This is a genomic window from Pseudomonas sp. NPDC088368, assembly GCF_044753445.1.
GTDB lineage: Bacteria > Pseudomonadota > Gammaproteobacteria > Pseudomonadales > Pseudomonadaceae > Aquipseudomonas > Aquipseudomonas bambusae.
Window position 1 is genome coordinate 150,243 of record NZ_JBIVNG010000001.1, and the last position, 16,370, is coordinate 166,612.

At 57.9% G+C, this 16,370-nt stretch carries 14 protein-coding genes and 1 tRNA gene; 11 read left to right on the plus strand and 4 right to left on the minus strand.

Features of this window, described 5'->3' with window-relative positions:
- From ACIQAL_RS00615 to ACIQAL_RS00625, 3 genes are all read right to left on the minus strand, one after another.
- Positions 1 to 1,620, minus strand: coding sequence for a hypothetical protein (locus ACIQAL_RS00615; protein ID WP_401141365.1), 1,620 nt, complete (start codon positions 1,618 to 1,620; stop codon positions 1 to 3).
- 24 nt (positions 1,621 to 1,644) lie between these two features.
- Positions 1,645 to 3,099 (minus strand): OmpA family protein, encoded by a 1,455-nt coding sequence (locus tag ACIQAL_RS00620; protein ID WP_401141367.1) that lies wholly within the window; start codon positions 3,097 to 3,099, stop codon positions 1,645 to 1,647.
- 193 nt (positions 3,100 to 3,292) lie between these two features.
- Positions 3,293 to 4,234: a LysR family transcriptional regulator gene (locus tag ACIQAL_RS00625; RefSeq protein ID WP_401141369.1), complete on the minus strand. Its 942-nt coding sequence runs from the start codon at positions 4,232 to 4,234 to the stop codon at positions 3,293 to 3,295.
- A gap of 134 nt (positions 4,235 to 4,368) precedes the next feature.
- Here ACIQAL_RS00625 and ACIQAL_RS00630 point away from each other — a divergent pair, with 134 nt between their 5' ends.
- From ACIQAL_RS00630 to ACIQAL_RS00640, 3 genes are all read left to right on the plus strand, one after another.
- A complete protein-coding gene (locus ACIQAL_RS00630; RefSeq protein WP_166593678.1) occupies positions 4,369 to 5,112 on the plus strand; it encodes an SDR family oxidoreductase in 744 nt (247 codons plus the stop codon).
- A 371-nt stretch (positions 5,113 to 5,483) separates the two neighbouring features.
- Positions 5,484 to 6,326 carry an RNase A-like domain-containing protein gene (locus ACIQAL_RS00635; RefSeq protein WP_401141371.1) on the plus strand — a complete coding sequence of 281 codons (843 nt, stop codon included), beginning with the start codon at positions 5,484 to 5,486 and terminating at the stop codon, positions 6,324 to 6,326.
- An 18-nt stretch (positions 6,327 to 6,344) separates the two neighbouring features.
- Positions 6,345 to 6,722, plus strand: a complete 378-nt coding sequence (locus ACIQAL_RS00640; RefSeq protein ID WP_401141373.1) for a hypothetical protein — start codon at positions 6,345 to 6,347, stop codon at positions 6,720 to 6,722.
- Between the two features lie 149 nt (positions 6,723 to 6,871).
- Here ACIQAL_RS00640 and ACIQAL_RS00645 read toward each other — a convergent pair.
- Positions 6,872 to 6,956: transfer RNA gene (locus tag ACIQAL_RS00645), tRNA-Leu, on the minus strand.
- A 108-nt stretch (positions 6,957 to 7,064) separates the two neighbouring features.
- Here ACIQAL_RS00645 and queA point away from each other — a divergent pair.
- The 8 genes from queA to ACIQAL_RS00685 all read left to right on the plus strand — a co-directional run bounded on the left by queA (position 7,065) and on the right by ACIQAL_RS00685 (position 16,364).
- Positions 7,065 to 8,129, plus strand: a complete 1,065-nt coding sequence (queA, locus tag ACIQAL_RS00650; RefSeq protein ID WP_401141375.1) for a tRNA preQ1(34) S-adenosylmethionine ribosyltransferase-isomerase QueA — start codon at positions 7,065 to 7,067, stop codon at positions 8,127 to 8,129.
- A 14-nt stretch (positions 8,130 to 8,143) separates the two neighbouring features.
- Positions 8,144 to 9,259 (plus strand): tRNA guanosine(34) transglycosylase Tgt, encoded by a 1,116-nt coding sequence (gene tgt, locus ACIQAL_RS00655; RefSeq protein ID WP_166593815.1) that lies wholly within the window; start codon positions 8,144 to 8,146, stop codon positions 9,257 to 9,259.
- Positions 9,260 to 9,315: 56 nt separating this feature from the next.
- The gene (yajC, locus tag ACIQAL_RS00660) at positions 9,316 to 9,654 is read left to right on the plus strand and encodes a preprotein translocase subunit YajC (protein ID WP_166593672.1); all 339 of its coding nucleotides are present in this window, start codon (positions 9,316 to 9,318) and stop codon (positions 9,652 to 9,654) included.
- A 62-nt stretch (positions 9,655 to 9,716) separates the two neighbouring features.
- Entirely contained in the window at positions 9,717 to 11,585 is a 1,869-nt protein-coding gene (secD, locus tag ACIQAL_RS00665) for a protein translocase subunit SecD (RefSeq protein ID WP_166593671.1), read from the plus strand.
- Between the two features lie 9 nt (positions 11,586 to 11,594).
- On the plus strand, positions 11,595 to 12,506 hold the full coding sequence (gene secF, locus ACIQAL_RS00670; RefSeq protein ID WP_401141377.1) for a protein translocase subunit SecF: 912 nt from the start codon (positions 11,595 to 11,597) through the stop codon (positions 12,504 to 12,506).
- Between the two features lie 118 nt (positions 12,507 to 12,624).
- Positions 12,625 to 13,173 carry a glycine zipper 2TM domain-containing protein gene (locus ACIQAL_RS00675; RefSeq protein WP_166593669.1) on the plus strand — a complete coding sequence of 183 codons (549 nt, stop codon included), beginning with the start codon at positions 12,625 to 12,627 and terminating at the stop codon, positions 13,171 to 13,173.
- Positions 13,174 to 13,451: 278 nt separating this feature from the next.
- The gene (locus ACIQAL_RS00680; protein ID WP_401141380.1) at positions 13,452 to 14,696 is read left to right on the plus strand and encodes an OprD family porin; all 1,245 of its coding nucleotides are present in this window, start codon (positions 13,452 to 13,454) and stop codon (positions 14,694 to 14,696) included.
- Between the two features lie 69 nt (positions 14,697 to 14,765).
- Positions 14,766 to 16,364: an argininosuccinate lyase gene (locus tag ACIQAL_RS00685; protein WP_401141383.1), complete on the plus strand. Its 1,599-nt coding sequence runs from the start codon at positions 14,766 to 14,768 to the stop codon at positions 16,362 to 16,364.
- Positions 16,365 to 16,370: the final 6 nt, after the last annotated feature.

Here is a 16,370-nt window from a genome sequence, read left to right on the forward strand (position 1 = left end):
TCAGACCTCCTGCTGGGTTCGGCCCGCCTTGGCGGCCATCCGTTGCAGCTTCTGGACCTTTTTCAGCTGATCGAGCGTGACGTGAAACTTGCCGGCCAGGAAGGTCAGTTCGTCATCGTCGAAGTCGGTCAAATCGTCGAAATCGTCAGGGTCCAGCCCAAGGCCTGCTTTCACCGGAGCAACGGCAGGTTGGGGTGTCTCGATCGCCGCGCTCACGACCGGCTCTGCGGGCGCTGCGCTCGCCAGAGGCCTGGCTCTTGCCCGGGCGCTGGCCTGGTCTGCGCCAATCTGTTCACGGCGCAGGCGCTCCTGTTCCAGACGGCTGTCGTCGCTTTTGCGGAAGTCTTCGTGGCGCTTGCCGACGTAGGCGTCGAAATTACGATGACCGAAGCCCTTGAGCAAATGCTCACGCTCGTGCCCGGAGGTGGTAATGCGGTTGGCCAACCGGCTTTGCAACGAGGTCAGTTTGGCTTGCGCATCTCGTGCCACCCGCTCACGCAGGTTCTGGAAGTGCGCGGCGAACTCTTCTGCATTGTTGAAGCCTCGGGTGTAGTGCCAAGCCTGACCCGACTGCTTGCCTGCAAAGGAGAACCGATTGGACAGCACAATGCCGACGCCCTGAATGCCCAGGAAAATCACCGAAAGGATGATGTACGTCGTCAGTGAGGCTGCGCGAATGGCCTCCATTTTGTCTTGTGCCGACGCATGATCGGCCGCCTGGTTTTCCTGCACGCTTTCCGCTGGCAGCTCGAAAGGCGAGTCCGGCAATTTGCCGCTCGCGCCTTGGGTCTGGCTGAACACATCAGGGTTGCTCACCAGATCGACTTCCATCGATTTGAGGCTGTAATTTCGAATGACGAATGCACCGACGGCGATGGCCAGCACATAAATCAGACACACTGTCGTCCAGGTGTATTTGGGAGTGACGCGAGCATTGTGATCGGTGCGGTTGAGGACTTTCAAATAGTTGGGTTCATCGTCGTCACGGTATGTGTTGTCGATGTCTACCTTGGTGTCAGCCTCAAGATCGCGCGGTGTGCGCGACTGCTCGTACCAGGTACGGATCTTGGTGATCAGGCTGCTGTGGTGCATTTCGCGGCCGGCCATTTCAGTGAAGAACACCGCTGCCACCGAGAGCAGGAAGGCCGTGAACCAGGCGAGCATGCCTGCAACGTTCGCCGAAATGTTCTGCACCATGAAAGGGGCGAGCACGTACGCGAAGCCCACAGCCTCGAAGAAGATCAGGCCAATGATGAGCATCCACATCAGAAAGCCTTTTTCGCGACGGCCGGTCTCATGCACCTTGTTCAGGTAATCGCGGCACTTGTCGTAGAAGTCAGGGCTTTTATTCAGCTCCTGGTAGTACGCGTAGTAGTCGGCGCACAGGCGCGTTTCACTGTCCATCCAGCCATCGGCGTTGGTGATCGGCGGCTTGCTCGCCCATCGGCTGATACGACCCAGGGCGGGGAAGGTGTAGGCCACGTTCATGTAGAAGTAACTGACCTTGGCCCACCAGATCTTGATGGCGACCATCAACACCATGGTGATTAAAATGACAGCGACCGCCACGCGGTGCAGCGCGAGAAAGGCTGTCAGACTGTCCATCGAAAACTGTTCCATGATTTTCCTCGAATAGTGCGTGCGTCAGGTGCGGACAGGCACGAATTTGGCGACGTAGCTTTCACCGGTCTTGTCGTAAAACAGCTTGCCGTCTACGGCTTTGCTGCCGAACTTTTCAAGCACGACGTCCATGCAGCTCACGGGCGCCTGTGCGTCATCGACAAACACGCGATACAGCACGGTGTCCTGCCCTTCGAACGTATTGGCGACGGCATTGAGTGTGGTGGGCTTGCCCTTCTTGTTCTGGTCGTAGTCTTTAACCAGCTGGACCCTTGGCTGTTTGGCAATCTCGGCGTTATTGCGCAAGACAGCGATCGGCGTAATGGTCACCAAATTGCCGTTGACCGTGTTGGCCCAGACCCTGCTGTTGTAGCCGGGCAGATAATCCGAAGTGTCGTGGTCCGCAAGTTCCTGACCGCTCGCCAGGTTCTTCACAGCGCCCATCACGCGCGGGCGGTCAGAGTCACAGCTGGCGACCGGAGCGCTGGCGTTGGCTTTGCTGATCAGGGTGAAACCACTGGACTGCATGGGCTTGACCAACGGCGCGAGCTGCGTTGTGTCGGCGCTGGCGGGACTGCCACCGAAGTCGATGAAATTTGCGGGCGTTGCTGCGACGGCTTTTTCGACGGGTGCTGAAGCGGGTTTGGCTGAAGGAGTGGGGGCGGGCGCTTTCACTTTCGCTTCAGGCACGGCTTGGGTTCTCGTGCCGTGGGCAAGGTAACGCGGATTGCTGCGTTCTTGTTTGACCCGCTGCTCCAGCAGAGCAGTGGATTCCAGTTGCGCAATTTCCACACGGCGGTTCTGCGCGCGTCCTTCGGTCGTCGTGTTATCGGCCAGAGGTCGTGCAGCTCCGACGCCTTGGAAGTACAGATTCTTGGCCGGAATGCCTGCTTCCGCCAGCACCTTTCCGACGCTTCTGGCTCGTCTTTCGGACAATTGCTGATTGTATTCGGGGGAGCCAGTCGCGTCGGTATGGCCTACCACCAGAATCGCTTGGGGCGTTGAGGTGGCTTGACCGTCCGCCGGCTTGAAGGCAAGGGCGAGTTTGCGTACCTGGCGCAAGCCGTCCGTGGTCAGTTGATCGCTGCCGGTCGCGAACATGCCCTGATCCTCGACCTGAGCGACGATACCTGCATCCGTCGTTGTTGCCGGCTTGCCCGTCTGCGCGGGCGCTTGGGCCTGAAGCGTGTCTATCTGCATCTTCAGGTTTTCTTCTTTCGCGATGCGCTCCAGTTCTTGAAGACGGTTCTGCCATACATAGCCAACCGCACAGCCTGCCGCACCGCCGACCACGCCACCCGCAACAGCCTTGCCCGCGTTACCGGTGGCGGCATACACCAAACCCGCTCCCAACAGTGCGCCGCCTGCGCAGCCGATCATGGTTCCATAATCTCGGCCCGCCTGGTCCATGGAGGCGCAACTGCTCAAGGCGACCGCCAGCGCCAGCACGGTCAGTCTGCCGGGGTAGAAATACTTCACTGCATGCACTCCTTGTGAGGCGCGAAAACTGCCGCGGACGCAACAGTCGAGCTGATAAGCCCACGTTCGTCCTTGAGATAGAGCGGTTCCAGATGGATCCGATTTGATTGGCGGGGGATTTCAGCACAGCAGCGAAGTGGTTTCAATGGCTAATGGCCACTTAAATGACGTCAAGGCTCAGTCGTGGGGATTTCTAGCGGTTTGCGGGCTCATTCTTCAAGGACGTACGGCAGGGAAAGAGTTGCTCGTCTCCCAGGCACTTCATCAAGTGGTCGTAAACCAATCTGACACGCGGAGGAACTGGCCCTGATTGAGTCCGGTAAATCATCAGATCAATCGGCGGCGGCGCAATTTCACTCAGCACTTCTACCAGCCGTCCCTCAGCCAGCCATGGCTCGGCGAGGTAATGCGGCATCTGCGCATACGCCAAGCCCGCGAGAACAAATTCCAACTCGGTTTCCGGATCGTCGCAGCTGAACGCGGGAGAGGGCGCCAGATAGGTTTGTCCGGAGGCAAAAAACCACGGCCAGGGCCTGCCGTTCTTACGATCAATCAACATGGACAGCGGCATGGATTTCAGTGCTTCGAGGCTTGACGGCGCGCCCGTTTCGGCGATCAGCGTCGGGGCAGCCACGACCTTCAACGGTACTTCGCCCACTGAGCGGGCAATGTAGCGTCGGTCTTTGACGGTCCCCACGCGAATGCCAATATCGATCTGCGCGGCCACGGCATCGGTCAACTCGTCGTCCAGGCTCAGGTCGATCTGCAATCCCGGATTTTCCTGCATCAACGGTTTGAGAAAGCCCGGCAGGTACAGCTTGCCGATGGCATGGGGCGCGGTAATGCCGACCCTCCCGGTGACGGTGGTTTGCTCTGCTTTCGAGTGAGAGACGAACAGGTTGTCGAACTGAGTCAGTGTGTCCCGCGCTTGCTGCGCGATCTGGGCGCCGAATGCCGTGACATGGGCTTGCCGCGTGCTGCGGTGAAACAGAGGCTCGGCGAACATCCGCTCCAATTCTTTCACCGCCCGAGTGACCTTCTGCGGCGATGTGCCCAGCCGCTGCGCCGCTTCTCGAAAAGTCGGTGATTCAACGGCCACCAGAAAGACGCGAAGCATTTCCATGCGATTGAGCATTGGTCGACCCTTTCAAAAGCAGGTTCCAGATAGTGGAATTCTCAAAGCCAAACTCTTCCATTTTCTGAATTAGAAAGCCACTGCAAACTTGCCCTCAATCATTACCAACCCACAGCAAGTGCCGGAGAAACGTTATGAGCAATGGCATCCAGGGCAAAGTCGTCGTCATCACCGGCGCAAGCAGCGGGCTGGGCGAATCCACCGCCCGCCACCTGGCCAAACTCGGCGCCAAAGTCGTTCTGGGCGCGCGTCGCCAGGAACGGATGGACGTCATCGTCCAAGAGATCAAAGCCGCAGGCGGCGAGGCATCGGCCTACACCGTCGACGTCACCCGTCGCCAAGACCTCGAAGCCCTCGTCGCCCACGCGGTTCAGGATTTCGGCAAAATCGACGTCATCGTCAACAACGCAGGCTTCATGGCCATCGCTCCCATCTCGGAACTGCGCGTTGACGAATGGGACCGCATGATCGACATCAACGTCAAAGGCGTCCTCTACGGCATCGCCGCGGCGCTGCCCAAGTTCGAAGCCCAAGGCTTTGGCCACTTCATCAACATCTCGTCTGTCGCGGGTATCAAAGTGTTCAGCCCGGGCGGCTCGGTCTACAGCGGCACCAAATACGCTGTCCGCGCCATCTCCGATGGCCTGCGCCACGAAGTCGGCGGCAAGATCCGCACCACCACCATCGAACCGGGTGCCGTGGATTCCGAGTTGAAACTGGGCAGCGGTCACCAGCCGAGCGCTGACGTCGTGAACGAGTTCTACAAAATGGCGATTCCCGCTGAATCCGTAGCGCGGGCGATTGCCTTCGCGATTGAACAGCCGGGGGATGTGGACATTAACGAAATTGTGCTGAGGCCGACTGCGCAGGATTTTTAAGCTGATAAAGAGGGTTGTGACGGGATGCTTGCCGTCGCGATTCCTCAATTATCTGAAATACCCGAAATAGGCAGACGTGTGGATAACTCCTGTGGGAGCGAATTCATCCGCGATAGGTTCGTACGGCTGGCATATCTCTGCCGTCTGTTCCGCTTTTCGCGAATGAATTCGCTCCCACATTTCGTTGAAACCTACGGGACGCAGGATCACTTGTAGGAGTAATCGCGAAGGTAGGTAGGAAATGGATGAAAAGCTGACCTGCAATACGTTCTCGCTTGTTATGAAAGATGCGCCTCGCTAGCTTCCCGTGGGTTCAACCGCTCGCGACTCTGCTTTTTCACTCGGAGGCGCGTTAATTAAAGGGAAGCGTTATGCCTGATCAGGAAGAATTCCGCGTTGTTCTGAGTTATGCCCAAATGGCGGCCATTCTGGAACATGAGTCTCTCTCCGAAACTGAAATCAGGACCAATCGAATAATTGGAAGCCTGCGACTGGTCGGTGGCATCGTCGAATTGGCGGGAGCGGGAGTGCTCTGCAAAGCGCCGGAGCCGTTTTTTACCAAAATAGGGTGTGTCGCCGTGGGCGTGCACGGTTCAGATCAGGCATCGGCGGGTATGCATCAACTCGTCACGGGAAGGGCCACCGATTCCTATGCTTTCAAGATCGGTGCATCTGCGGCCGGGGGGATGGGCGCGTCACCGACCACTGCCCGACTCGTCGGTCTGGCGACGGAGTTTGCTGTGCCCCTCTCCACGGCTTCGCTCTATAACGCGTTCAGGGTGTCCTCTGTGCGTGCGGGGAAAATGACGATTGTCGTGAGCGAGAGGTTTCCGAATACCCCAAGGCAAAGTTTAGGCGGGCATACAAAGGCGCGTCATATAGGTAAAGATGTAGAAGCTCTTCAGAAAAGATTGAAGCGGATGCAAAACGCAAATGTCATGTCTACGTTTAGCAGTTTGGAAAAAGCTGAATGGGCGGTGAGTAAGGCACTGCAGATGCACAGGTACAAAATTCTGGGCTACTCGAAGCTAAGGTTTTTGCGAAAAAATAACCGCTTGACGTTAAAGATGAGTTTTATAGAAGACGTGGGATGGGGAATTACACGCACATCGGCGGATACCCCGGTCGGGATGAAAAGTATCGTGATCGTGGTGGAGTTTACGGAATTCAACCACATGCCAGCTTTTATCGTGACGGCTTACCCGGTGCTCTGAGGCTCTATGCGCGGATATATGCAGCTTGTTGATTTTATGCGAGAGCTGAGTGATGGTATTCAGGAGTATTTACCTGAAGGTCAACGCACTGCCATTCTGAGTCTTGATGAAATCGTTGATTGTTGGATGGAGAAAAAGTCGTATCTGGCGATCCGCTCGCTTGAGAAGGATATCGTCTCTTTTATCGAAAAAGACGAGGCTGGCGACGGTTCGGTTTATGAAATTCTCTCTTGGTACGACTTGCTTTTCGCAATCGAACGGTTTGATTGCGAGGAGTCTGAGCTGTTGCGGACTGTGCAGGCGATGATCAGAAAGCGCGCATCTGAGGAAGGTCGGTCTGTTAAAGATGACGTGTGTCGTTGGATAAAACGAAAAGCTCAGACTACAAGAAGGTGAACATCGCGCGACGGTCGGGTTGAGTGGGGCCAGGCAAACGTCCAGCCAACCTGCTCCTGATCGATTTTTATTCACAAAAAAACCGGCTCAAACATGGCCGGTTTTCTTTTTCCCTTCAAGTCACGCAACCCCTTGAAGGTCCTACTGTTTGGTGCCCCGAGGGAGACTCGAACTCCCACTCCTTTCGAAAACGGATTTTGAATCCGCCGCGTCTACCAATTCCGCCATCAGGGCTCAATGGCGGCGAAGTATAGAGACGTGCCTACCGTTGGTCAATCATGTTTCATAGTCAATTTTCAGGTTTTCGGCTAAACTTCCCGGCCCTGCTAGACGAACCCCATCATGCGTGTCGCCGACTTTACCTTTGAACTCCCTGATGCCCTGATCGCTCGCCACCCTTTGGCGGAGCGTCGCGGTAGCCGTTTGCTGACCCTCGACGGGCCAAGCGGTGCACTGGCTCATCGCCAATTCACTGATTTGCTGGAGCATTTGCGCCCCGGCGATCTCATGGTTTTCAACAACACCCGGGTGATTCCCGCACGTTTGTTCGGGCAGAAGGCGTCGGGCGGCAAGCTCGAAATCCTGGTCGAGCGGGTGCTGGATCAGCATCGCGTGCTGGCCCATGTGCGGTCGAGCAAGTCGCCGAAGGCGGGTTCTTCGATCCTGATCGATGGGGGTGGCGAGGCCGAGATGGTGGCGCGTCATGACGCGTTGTTCGAGCTGCGGTTTGCCGAACCCGTGCTGCCGCTGCTTGAGCGCGTCGGGCATATGCCGTTGCCTCCTTATATAGACCGTCCGGACGAAGACGCCGACCGCGAGCGGTATCAGACCGTGTACGCGCAGCGTGCCGGTGCGGTGGCGGCGCCGACGGCGGGGTTGCATTTCGATCAGACGATGATGGACGCGATTGCCGAGAAGGGCGTCGAGACGGCGTTCGTCACGTTGCACGTGGGGGCGGGGACCTTTCAGCCGGTGCGCGTTGAGCGGATCGAAGATCACCACATGCACAATGAATGGCTGGAGGTCGCGCAGGACGTGGTCGATGCTGTTTCAGCATGCCGTGCGCGGGGCGGCCGGGTGATCGCCGTCGGCACGACCAGCGTGCGTTCGCTGGAAAGCGCGGCCCGCGACGGTGTGCTCAAGCCGTTCAGCGGCGACACCGACATCTTCATTTATCCAGGCCGACCCTTTCACGTGGTCGATGCCCTGGTCACCAATTTCCATTTGCCTGAATCCACGCTGCTGATGCTGGTTTCGGCCTTCGCCGGTTACCCGGAAACCATGGCGGCCTATGCGGCGGCTGTGGAAAACGGCTACCGCTTCTTCAGTTACGGGGATGCCATGTTCATCACCCGCAATCCCGCGCCGACGGCTCCCAAGGAATCGGCCCCAGAGGATCAAGCATGAGTCGCACCTGTCGTATGTCTTTCGAGCTGTTGGCCACCGATGGCAAGGCTCGTCGTGGTCGTCTGACCTTTCCCCGTGGCGTGGTCGAGACCCCGGCGTTCATGCCGGTGGGCACCTATGGCACGGTCAAGGGTATGCTGCCGCGGGATATCGAAGCCACGGGTGCGCAGATCATCCTCGGCAACACCTTCCACCTGTGGTTGCGTCCTGGCACTGAAGTGATCAAGGGCCACGGCGACCTGCACGACTTCATGCAGTGGAAAGGCCCGATTCTGACCGACTCCGGTGGCTTTCAGGTGTTCAGCCTCGGCGCCATGCGCAAGATCAAGGAAGAGGGCGTGACCTTCGCCTCTCCTGTGGATGGCGCAAAAGTGTTCATGGGCCCGGAAGAGTCGATGCAGGTCCAGCGCGATCTGGGCTCTGACATCGTGATGATTTTCGACGAGTGTACCCCGTACCCTGCGGATGAAGACGTCGCGCGCACCTCAATGGAACTGTCCCTGCGTTGGGCCAAGCGGTCGAAGATTGCCCATGGCGAAAACACCGCGGCGCTGTTCGGCATCGTTCAGGGCGGCATGCATGAAAACCTGCGCATGCGCTCCCTTGAAGGGCTGAACGAGCTCGATTTCGACGGCCTGGCCATTGGCGGTCTGTCGGTGGGTGAACCCAAGCACGAGATGATCAAGGTGCTGGACTATCTCCCAGGGCGTATGCCGGCTGAAAAACCTCGTTACCTTATGGGTGTAGGCAAGCCGGAAGACCTGGTTGAAGGTGTGCGGCGCGGAGTCGACATGTTCGACTGCGTCATGCCGACGCGCAATGCTCGCAACGGTCATCTGTTCATCGACACCGGTGTGCTGAAGATTCGTAACGCGTTTCATCGCCATGATGATTCGCCGCTGGACCCGACCTGTGACTGCTACACCTGCAAGAACTTCTCTCGCGCTTATCTGCATCACCTGGACAAGTGCGGCGAAATGCTGGGGAGCATGCTCAATACGATCCACAATTTGCGGCATTACCAGCTGCTGATGGCTGGTTTGCGCGAGGCTATTCAACAAGGTACATTGGCCGCCTTTGTCGACACGTTCTATGCCAAACGCGGGCTTGCGACGCCGCCGCTGGATTGAAATGACAGCCGGTCTTACCGCTTCCTATTATTAAAAATATGCAACTGGAGTGTTTAATGAGCTTTTTCATTTCCAACGCCATGGCTGACGCGGGCGCACCTGCTGCCGCGGGTCCTGCGGGTTCGGGTTTTGAGTGGATCTTCCTGGTCGGCTTTCTGGTCATCTTTTACCTGATGATCTGGCGTCCGCAGGCCAAACGCGCCAAAGAACAGAAAAATCTGCTGGGCAACTTGCAGAAGGGCGATGAAGTCGTCACTTCCGGTGGTATCGCGGGCAAGATCAACAAAGTGACCGATGACTTCGTTGTCCTTGAAGTGTCCGACACCGTAGAACTGAAGTTCCAGAAGGGCGCCATCGCTGCCACCCTGCCTAAGGGCACCTTGAAAGCCCTCTGATTCCAGTCTTTTACCAATCGACGGGGCGCGCAAGGCGCCCCGCGTTATAAGCAGGCGGCGTGATGTTGAACAAATACCCTCTGTGGAAATACATCCTGATCCTGGCAGTGCTCACGATCGGCTTTATTTATTCCGCACCCAATCTCTACCCTGATGACCCGGCTATCCAGGTCAGCGGCGCAAGCACTGCGTTGCAAGTCAATCAGGCTGATCTGGATCGCGTAAGCAAGGCGCTTACCGATGCTGGCATCGCGGTCAAGGGCGCGTCTCTTGCCGAGAATGGCAAGGGCGGTTTGTTGCGTCTGACCAAGCAGGAAGACCAGCTGCCCGCCAAGGATGTCGCGCGCAAGGCGTTGGGTGACGACTACGTCGTTGCGTTGAACCTGGCTCAGACCACGCCTAAGTGGCTGCGCAACATTGGCGCCACCCCGATGAAACTGGGTCTCGACCTGTCCGGTGGTGTGCACTTCCTGCTCGAAGTCGACATGGACAAGGCCCTGAGCGCACGTCTGAACGTCTACGAAGGCGAAGTGAAGAGCCTGCTGCGCAAGGAAAAACTGCGCTATCGCAGCCTGCCGCAGGATGGCAACGCCATTCAACTGGGCTTCAGTGACACCGATTCCCGCGAACAGGCCCGTGCCCTGATCCGCAAGGACTACAGCGATTTCGACATCACCACGACTGACCGTGGCGAGATGCCGATCCTGCGTCTGGCCATGACCCAGGCCAAGGTCGCCGAGATCCGCGAATACTCCATCAAGCAGAACTTGACCACGGTACGTAACCGCGTCAACGAGCTGGGTGTGGCCGAGCCACTGGTTCAGCGTCAGGGTGCCAACCGCATCGTGGTCGAGCTGCCAGGCGTGCAGGACACCGCCGAAGCCAAACGTATTCTCGGCAAGACCGCCAACCTTGAGTTCCGTCTGGGCGCAGGCCCGGATGACACCAAGGCCACCACCGAAATGTTCGAATTCCGCGAGGGCGGTCGTCCGGCTGCTCCGGTTGAGCGTGGCCTGATCATTACCGGTGACCAGGTGACCGACGCCAAGGCGGGCTTCGATGAACACGGTCGTCCGCAAGTGAATATCAAGCTGGACGGTCACGGTGGCGATCTGATGAGCCGCGCGACCCGCGCCAACGTCGGTCGCAGCATGGCGGTGATCTTCATCGAACAGCGTCCGCAGACCACCTACACCAAGCAGGTTGTGGACGGCGTCGAGAAAGACGTGCCGGTTCAGACCTTCAAGGAAGACAAGAAGATCATCAGCCTGGCGACCATCCAGTCGCCGTTGGGCAGCCAGTTCCGCATCACCGGCCTGAACGGCCAGGGTGAGTCGTCCGAACTCGCGCTGCTGCTGCGTGCCGGTGGTCTGGCTGCACCGATGTACTTCGCTGAAGAGCGCACAATCGGTCCGAGCCTGGGTGCTGACAACATCACCAAAGGTATCGATGCTTCCCTGTGGGGCATGCTGTTCGTTTCGCTGTTCATCATCGCCATCTACCGTTTCTTCGGCCTGATCGCGACCGTTGCACTGGCCTTCAACATGGTCATGCTGCTGGCATTGATGTCGCTGCTGGGTGCAACGCTGACCCTGCCAGGCATCGCCGGTATCGTGTTGACCATGGGTATGGCGGTGGACGCCAACGTGCTGATCTTCTCGCGGATTCGCGAGGAACTGGCCAACGGCATGAGCGTGCAGCGTGCGATCAACGAAGGTTTCGACCGCGCCTACACCGCGATTCTCGACGCCAACCTGACATCGCTCCTGGTCGGCGGCATCTTGTATGCCATGGGCACCGGGCCGGTCAAAGGTTTCGCCGTGACCATGTCCCTCGGGATCTTTACCTCGATGTTCACTGCCATCATGGTGACCCGCGCAATGGTCAACCTGATTTATGGCGGTCGTGACGTCAAGAAGCTGTGGATTTAAGGGGCTGACATGAAACGTACGATCAACTTCATGGGCGTTCGCAACATTGCGTTCGGCATCACCATGCTCCTGACGATTCTGGCGTTGTTCAGCTGGTTTCATAAAGGGCTCAACTTCGGCCTGGACTTCACCGGCGGTACGCTGATCGAGCTGACTTACGAGCACCCGGCCGATCTCGGCAAGGTGCGCGAAGAGCTGGCTTCCTCGGGGTATCACGAAGCTATCGTTCAGAGCTTCGGTGCCACCACCGACCTGCTGGTGCGCATGCCGGGTGAAGATCCGCAACTGGGTGCGCAAGTAGCCCAGGCGCTGCGCAAGACCGGCGCGGACAATCCGGTCACGGTCAAGCGCGTTGAGTTCGTCGGTCCGCAAGTGGGTGAAGAGCTGCGCGACCAGGGCGGCATCGGCATGTTGCTGGCATTGGGCGGCGTTCTGATTTACCTGGCCTTCCGCTTCCAGTGGAAATTCGCGGTCGGTGCCATCGTTTCGCTGATCCATGACGTGGTAGTGACGATGGGTATCCTCTCGTTCTTCCAGGTGACGTTCGACCTGACCGTACTGGCAGCCGTTTTGGCGATCATCGGTTACTCGCTTAACGACACCATCGTGGTATTTGACCGGGTTCGCGAGAACTTCCGTCTGCTGCGCAAGGCTTCGCTGATCGAGAACATCAACATCTCGACCACCCAGACCCTGCTGCGGACCATGGCGACGTCGATTTCCACGCTGCTGGCCATCGGCGCGCTGTGGATCTTTGGTGGCGACAGCCTGCACGGTTTCTCCGTGGCGCTGTTTATCGGTGTCTTGGCGGGTACGTACTCGTCGATCTATATCGCCAACGTGGTGCTGATCTGGCTGAACCTGCGTTCCGAAGACTTGCTGCCGCCGGTGACTACCGAGAAGGTCGACGATCGTCCCTGACGATTTTTCCTGACCGGTCATCACGTTAAAAGGCGCGAGTGTGAACTCGCGCCTTTTTTCATGCTCCAAGGCTGGGAGTAGCGCGAGCAATTGCGCTGAATATGGTCAGGAGGTTCACGTGAACAAATCGTTGCTTGTTGGTGCGGTATTGGGTGCTGTCGGTGTGACCGCCGGTGGTGCTTTGGCCACCTACAGCCTCGTCAAAAACAACGGCCCTGAGTACGCGGATGTACTTGCCGTCGAGCCTGTCAAAGAACAGATCAAAACCCCTCGTGAAGTGTGCAAGGACGTCGCGGTCACCCATCGCGCGCCGGTCAAGGACCAACATCAGATCGTCGGTACGGTTGTCGGTGCCTTGGCAGGTGGCCTGCTCGGTAACCAGATCGGTGGCGGGACCGGCAAGAAAGTCGCTACCGTCGCGGGTGCCGTCGGTGGTGGCTACGCGGGTAACAAGGTTCAGGAAGGCATGCAGAACCGCGACACGTACACCACCACTCAAACTCGTTGCAACACGGTCAACGACATCAGCGACAAGGTCGTGGGCTACAACGTGAAGTACAAGCTGAACGACAAGGTCGGTCAGGTGCGTATGGACCGTGATCCGGGCAGCCAGATTCCAGTGAACAAAGACGGTCAGCTGGAGTTGAGTCAGGCTGGTCAGCAGTAAGCTTTGCAATTAGCCTCATCCAAAAACACCCCTCATGCAGGGGTGTTTTTTTGCCTGCGATTTCATGCCTCTCTGTATTTTGGGCCCGCTCACGAGACTCCACGAAGTTCTGAACGTCAGCTCGGGTGCATATCTTTAAAGTCTTGATCTGGTAGTAACTATATATTTTTAATCGGTACTCCCGCCGCGTAAGCTTTTCTGCGTGACCGGGCGACCTGATTCCCTCGGCACATCTGAACAACTCTAATAAAAACCAGCTATGCCATGCGGGAATAAAAATGCAAAAAAGCCCTGTATCTCTCGGCCTCACGTCGGCTGCCGCCCTTGGATTGAGCCTGGTCTTCCCAGGTTTCGCTGAAGCTGATTTCTTCGAAGACAGCAAAGCCGATCTTGAATTTCGCAACTTCTACTTCAACAGCGATTTCCGTCAGGAAGGCGCGAACCAATCCAAACGCGACGAATGGGCCCAAGGCCTGATTCTCAACTTTGAATCTGGATTCACCGAGGGCCCGGTCGGTTTTGGCGTCGATGCCATAGGGCTGTTTGGCTTGAAACTCGACTCTGGTCCTGATCGCCGCAACACCGGTTTGTTGCCGGTGGGAGATGAAAAAGCGCCCGATGACTACGGCCGTTCCGGTGTGACGGCCAAGGCGCGAATTTCCAAGAGCGTGCTGCGCGTCGGCACCCTGATTCCCAAACTGCCAACGGTTGTTCCTAACGATGGACGTCTGCTGCCGCAAACCTTCCGTGGCGCACAGGTGACCTCCAAAGACATCACCGACATGACCCTGAACGTCGGGCGCCTGACCAGTAACACCGAGCGCAATGACAGTGGTCACGAAGACATCGTCGCCGAAGCCAAGGGCATCAAGGGCGGTCGTCCAAGCGACAAGTTCGACTTTGCCAGCGCCAGCTACAACTGGACCAAGGGGCTGACCACGTCCTACAACTACGGCGGTCTTGAGAACAATTACAAGCAGCACATCGTCACGCTGCTGCACAGTTTTCCGCTGAGTGATTCGCAGTCGATCAAGAGCGACCTGCGTTACGCACGCTCGCTGAAGGACGGTAATACCAACGTCGATAACACGGCAATTGGCGCACGTTTCACCTACAACATCGGCGGCCATGGTTTTGGCCTCGCCTATCAAAAGATGAGCGGCGACACCGGCTTCCCTCACCTGGCAGGCACTGATTCCTTCCTAGTCAACTACGTGATGATTTCCCCGGATTTCGCCAATCCCGAAGAGCGCTCCTGGCAAGCCCGTTACGACTACAACTTCGCCACTGTCGGCCTGCCGGGCCTGACCTTCATGACCCGCTATCTGCAGGGCGACAACTTCGCGCGTGGCAACAAGGAAGGCACCGAGTGGGAGCGCAATAGCGACATCGCCTACGTGTTCCAGAGTGGCGCATTAAAGAATCTCGAATTGAAGTGGCGCAACGGCAGCTACCGCAGCAACGGCGGCAACAACATCGATCAGAACCGCGTCATTGTCAGCTACACGCTGCCGCTGCTCTGAGCCTCAACACTTTCAGCAACATCCCGACAACGCTCACCCCCCCCGGCCATCGCCGCACTGGAGCCTGCAATGCCCACAAGAAAGACGCTTATCCACCTGGCTGTCGCGTTTGCCCTATTCAACAGTTATGGCGCGTACGCCGCCAACACGGCTGACTTGCCCTGCAAAACCACTGAAGAATGCGCCGCTCAGGCCGCGAAAATCGGCGCGACGGTCGACAAGTCGAAGACAAAAGGCAGCAAGACCGAAAGCCAGTTTTCCTGGCTGAACCGGATCAACAAGGCCTCTATTGTCATGCTGACCGAAGAGGGCATCGTGAAGCCGGAAATGGGCCAGAAGATCGCCACGGGGGTGCGTTATGCCATCGACCAAGCCGATCAGCCCAACGGCAAGCGGCCCAGCGACGTGCTTCAGCTTGAAGAAATCATGACCGACAAGATTGGGCCGGAAGCCTCGCTGATCCACTCCGGCCGCAGCCGTCAGGACATGCTCGCCACGTATCGCCTGGCGAAATTGCGCTCCGACGTCCTTGCTTACAGCGAAGCCCTGAATGCTACCCGCAAGCGCTTGCTGGATCTGGCGGACAAGAACATCGACACCCTGATTCCGGCCTACACCAACGGCGTGCAGGCGATGCCAATCACCTACGCGCATTACCTGTTGGCGTACGAAGCGGCGTTCGACCGTGACGGCCAGCGGATTCGCGAGCTGTATCAGCGCCTGAACCAGAGCCCGATGGGCACGGCAGTGTTGGCGAACTCAGCCTATCCACTGAATCGCGAGCGGATGGCCGAGCTGCTGGGTTTCGACGGGGTGCGTGAAAACTCGCTGGATTCCAGCCAGGTTTCCACCTACGACATTCCCATCGAAGCCGCCAACGTGGCCTCGTCATCCGCCATTCGGATCGGTGCGCTGATCGGCGACATTCACACGCAATATCACCAGATTCGTCCTTGGCTGTTGCTGGACGAGGAAAAGACCTACACCAGCAGCGCCATGCCACAGAAGCGCAATCCGGGTCTTCTGATGCGTGCGCGTGAAACGGCGTCCGATGTGGTAGGCCTGGCACAGACCGTGACCTTGCGCGCCCACAACGTCACCACCGGCATGACCGATTACAAGTTTGCTTTTGACTCGCTGGGGGTCTTCGATTCGACCAAGGATATGTTCGGTGCGATGGATGCCGTGCTCGACGCGTTGCAGGTTAATCCGCAGCGTGCGCGGGAAGAGTTGGAAAATGAATGGACCACGTCCATGGAACTCGCCGACACGCTGGAGCGCACACAGAAAGTACCGTTTCGTATCGGCCACAGCTTCGCTTCGCTGATCGTCGAACAGGCTCGCGATCAGGGCCTTACGCCAAAGACCTTCCCGTACGCCGACGCGCAGAAGCTCTACACCAAAGCTGCCGACAAGTACCAGTGGAAACCGAACACTCTGCCGTTGGATGAAGCGACTTTCCGAGGGTCGTTGTCGCCGGAAAACATGGTCAAGACCCGCAAGGGGACTGGCGGCCCGCAACCGGAAGAGGTCAAGCGCATGTTGGCGGAGGCGCACAAAAACCTGGAAGGCGATCAGACCTGGCTGCGTGAGCGTCGGGAAAAGCTGACCCAGGCGGAAGGCAATCTGGACCGGGCGTTCGAGAAGCTGTTGTCGTCCAAGGGCTGAGGTCAG

What these genes read in the sequence shown, in the direction of transcription:
- ACIQAL_RS00680 (WP_401141380.1), top strand. Translation starts at nt 13,452, where the DNA reads ATGCAAAAAAGCCCTGTATCTCTCGGCCTCACGTCGGCTGCCGCCCTT.
- yajC (WP_166593672.1), top strand. Translation starts at nt 9,316, where the DNA reads ATGAGCTTTTTCATTTCCAACGCCATGGCTGACGCGGGCGCACCTGCT.
- queA (WP_401141375.1), top strand. Translation starts at nt 7,065, where the DNA reads ATGCGTGTCGCCGACTTTACCTTTGAACTCCCTGATGCCCTGATCGCT.
- ACIQAL_RS00615 (WP_401141365.1), bottom strand. Translation starts at nt 1,620, where the DNA reads ATGGAACAGTTTTCGATGGACAGTCTGACAGCCTTTCTCGCGCTGCAC.
- secD (WP_166593671.1), top strand. Translation starts at nt 9,717, where the DNA reads ATGTTGAACAAATACCCTCTGTGGAAATACATCCTGATCCTGGCAGTG.
- secF (WP_401141377.1), top strand. Translation starts at nt 11,595, where the DNA reads ATGAAACGTACGATCAACTTCATGGGCGTTCGCAACATTGCGTTCGGC.
- tgt (WP_166593815.1), top strand. Translation starts at nt 8,144, where the DNA reads ATGTCTTTCGAGCTGTTGGCCACCGATGGCAAGGCTCGTCGTGGTCGT.
- ACIQAL_RS00635 (WP_401141371.1), top strand. Translation starts at nt 5,484, where the DNA reads ATGCCTGATCAGGAAGAATTCCGCGTTGTTCTGAGTTATGCCCAAATG.
- ACIQAL_RS00640 (WP_401141373.1), top strand. Translation starts at nt 6,345, where the DNA reads ATGCAGCTTGTTGATTTTATGCGAGAGCTGAGTGATGGTATTCAGGAG.
- ACIQAL_RS00625 (WP_401141369.1), bottom strand. Translation starts at nt 4,234, where the DNA reads ATGCTCAATCGCATGGAAATGCTTCGCGTCTTTCTGGTGGCCGTTGAA.
- ACIQAL_RS00685 (WP_401141383.1), top strand. Translation starts at nt 14,766, where the DNA reads ATGCCCACAAGAAAGACGCTTATCCACCTGGCTGTCGCGTTTGCCCTA.
- ACIQAL_RS00630 (WP_166593678.1), top strand. Translation starts at nt 4,369, where the DNA reads ATGAGCAATGGCATCCAGGGCAAAGTCGTCGTCATCACCGGCGCAAGC.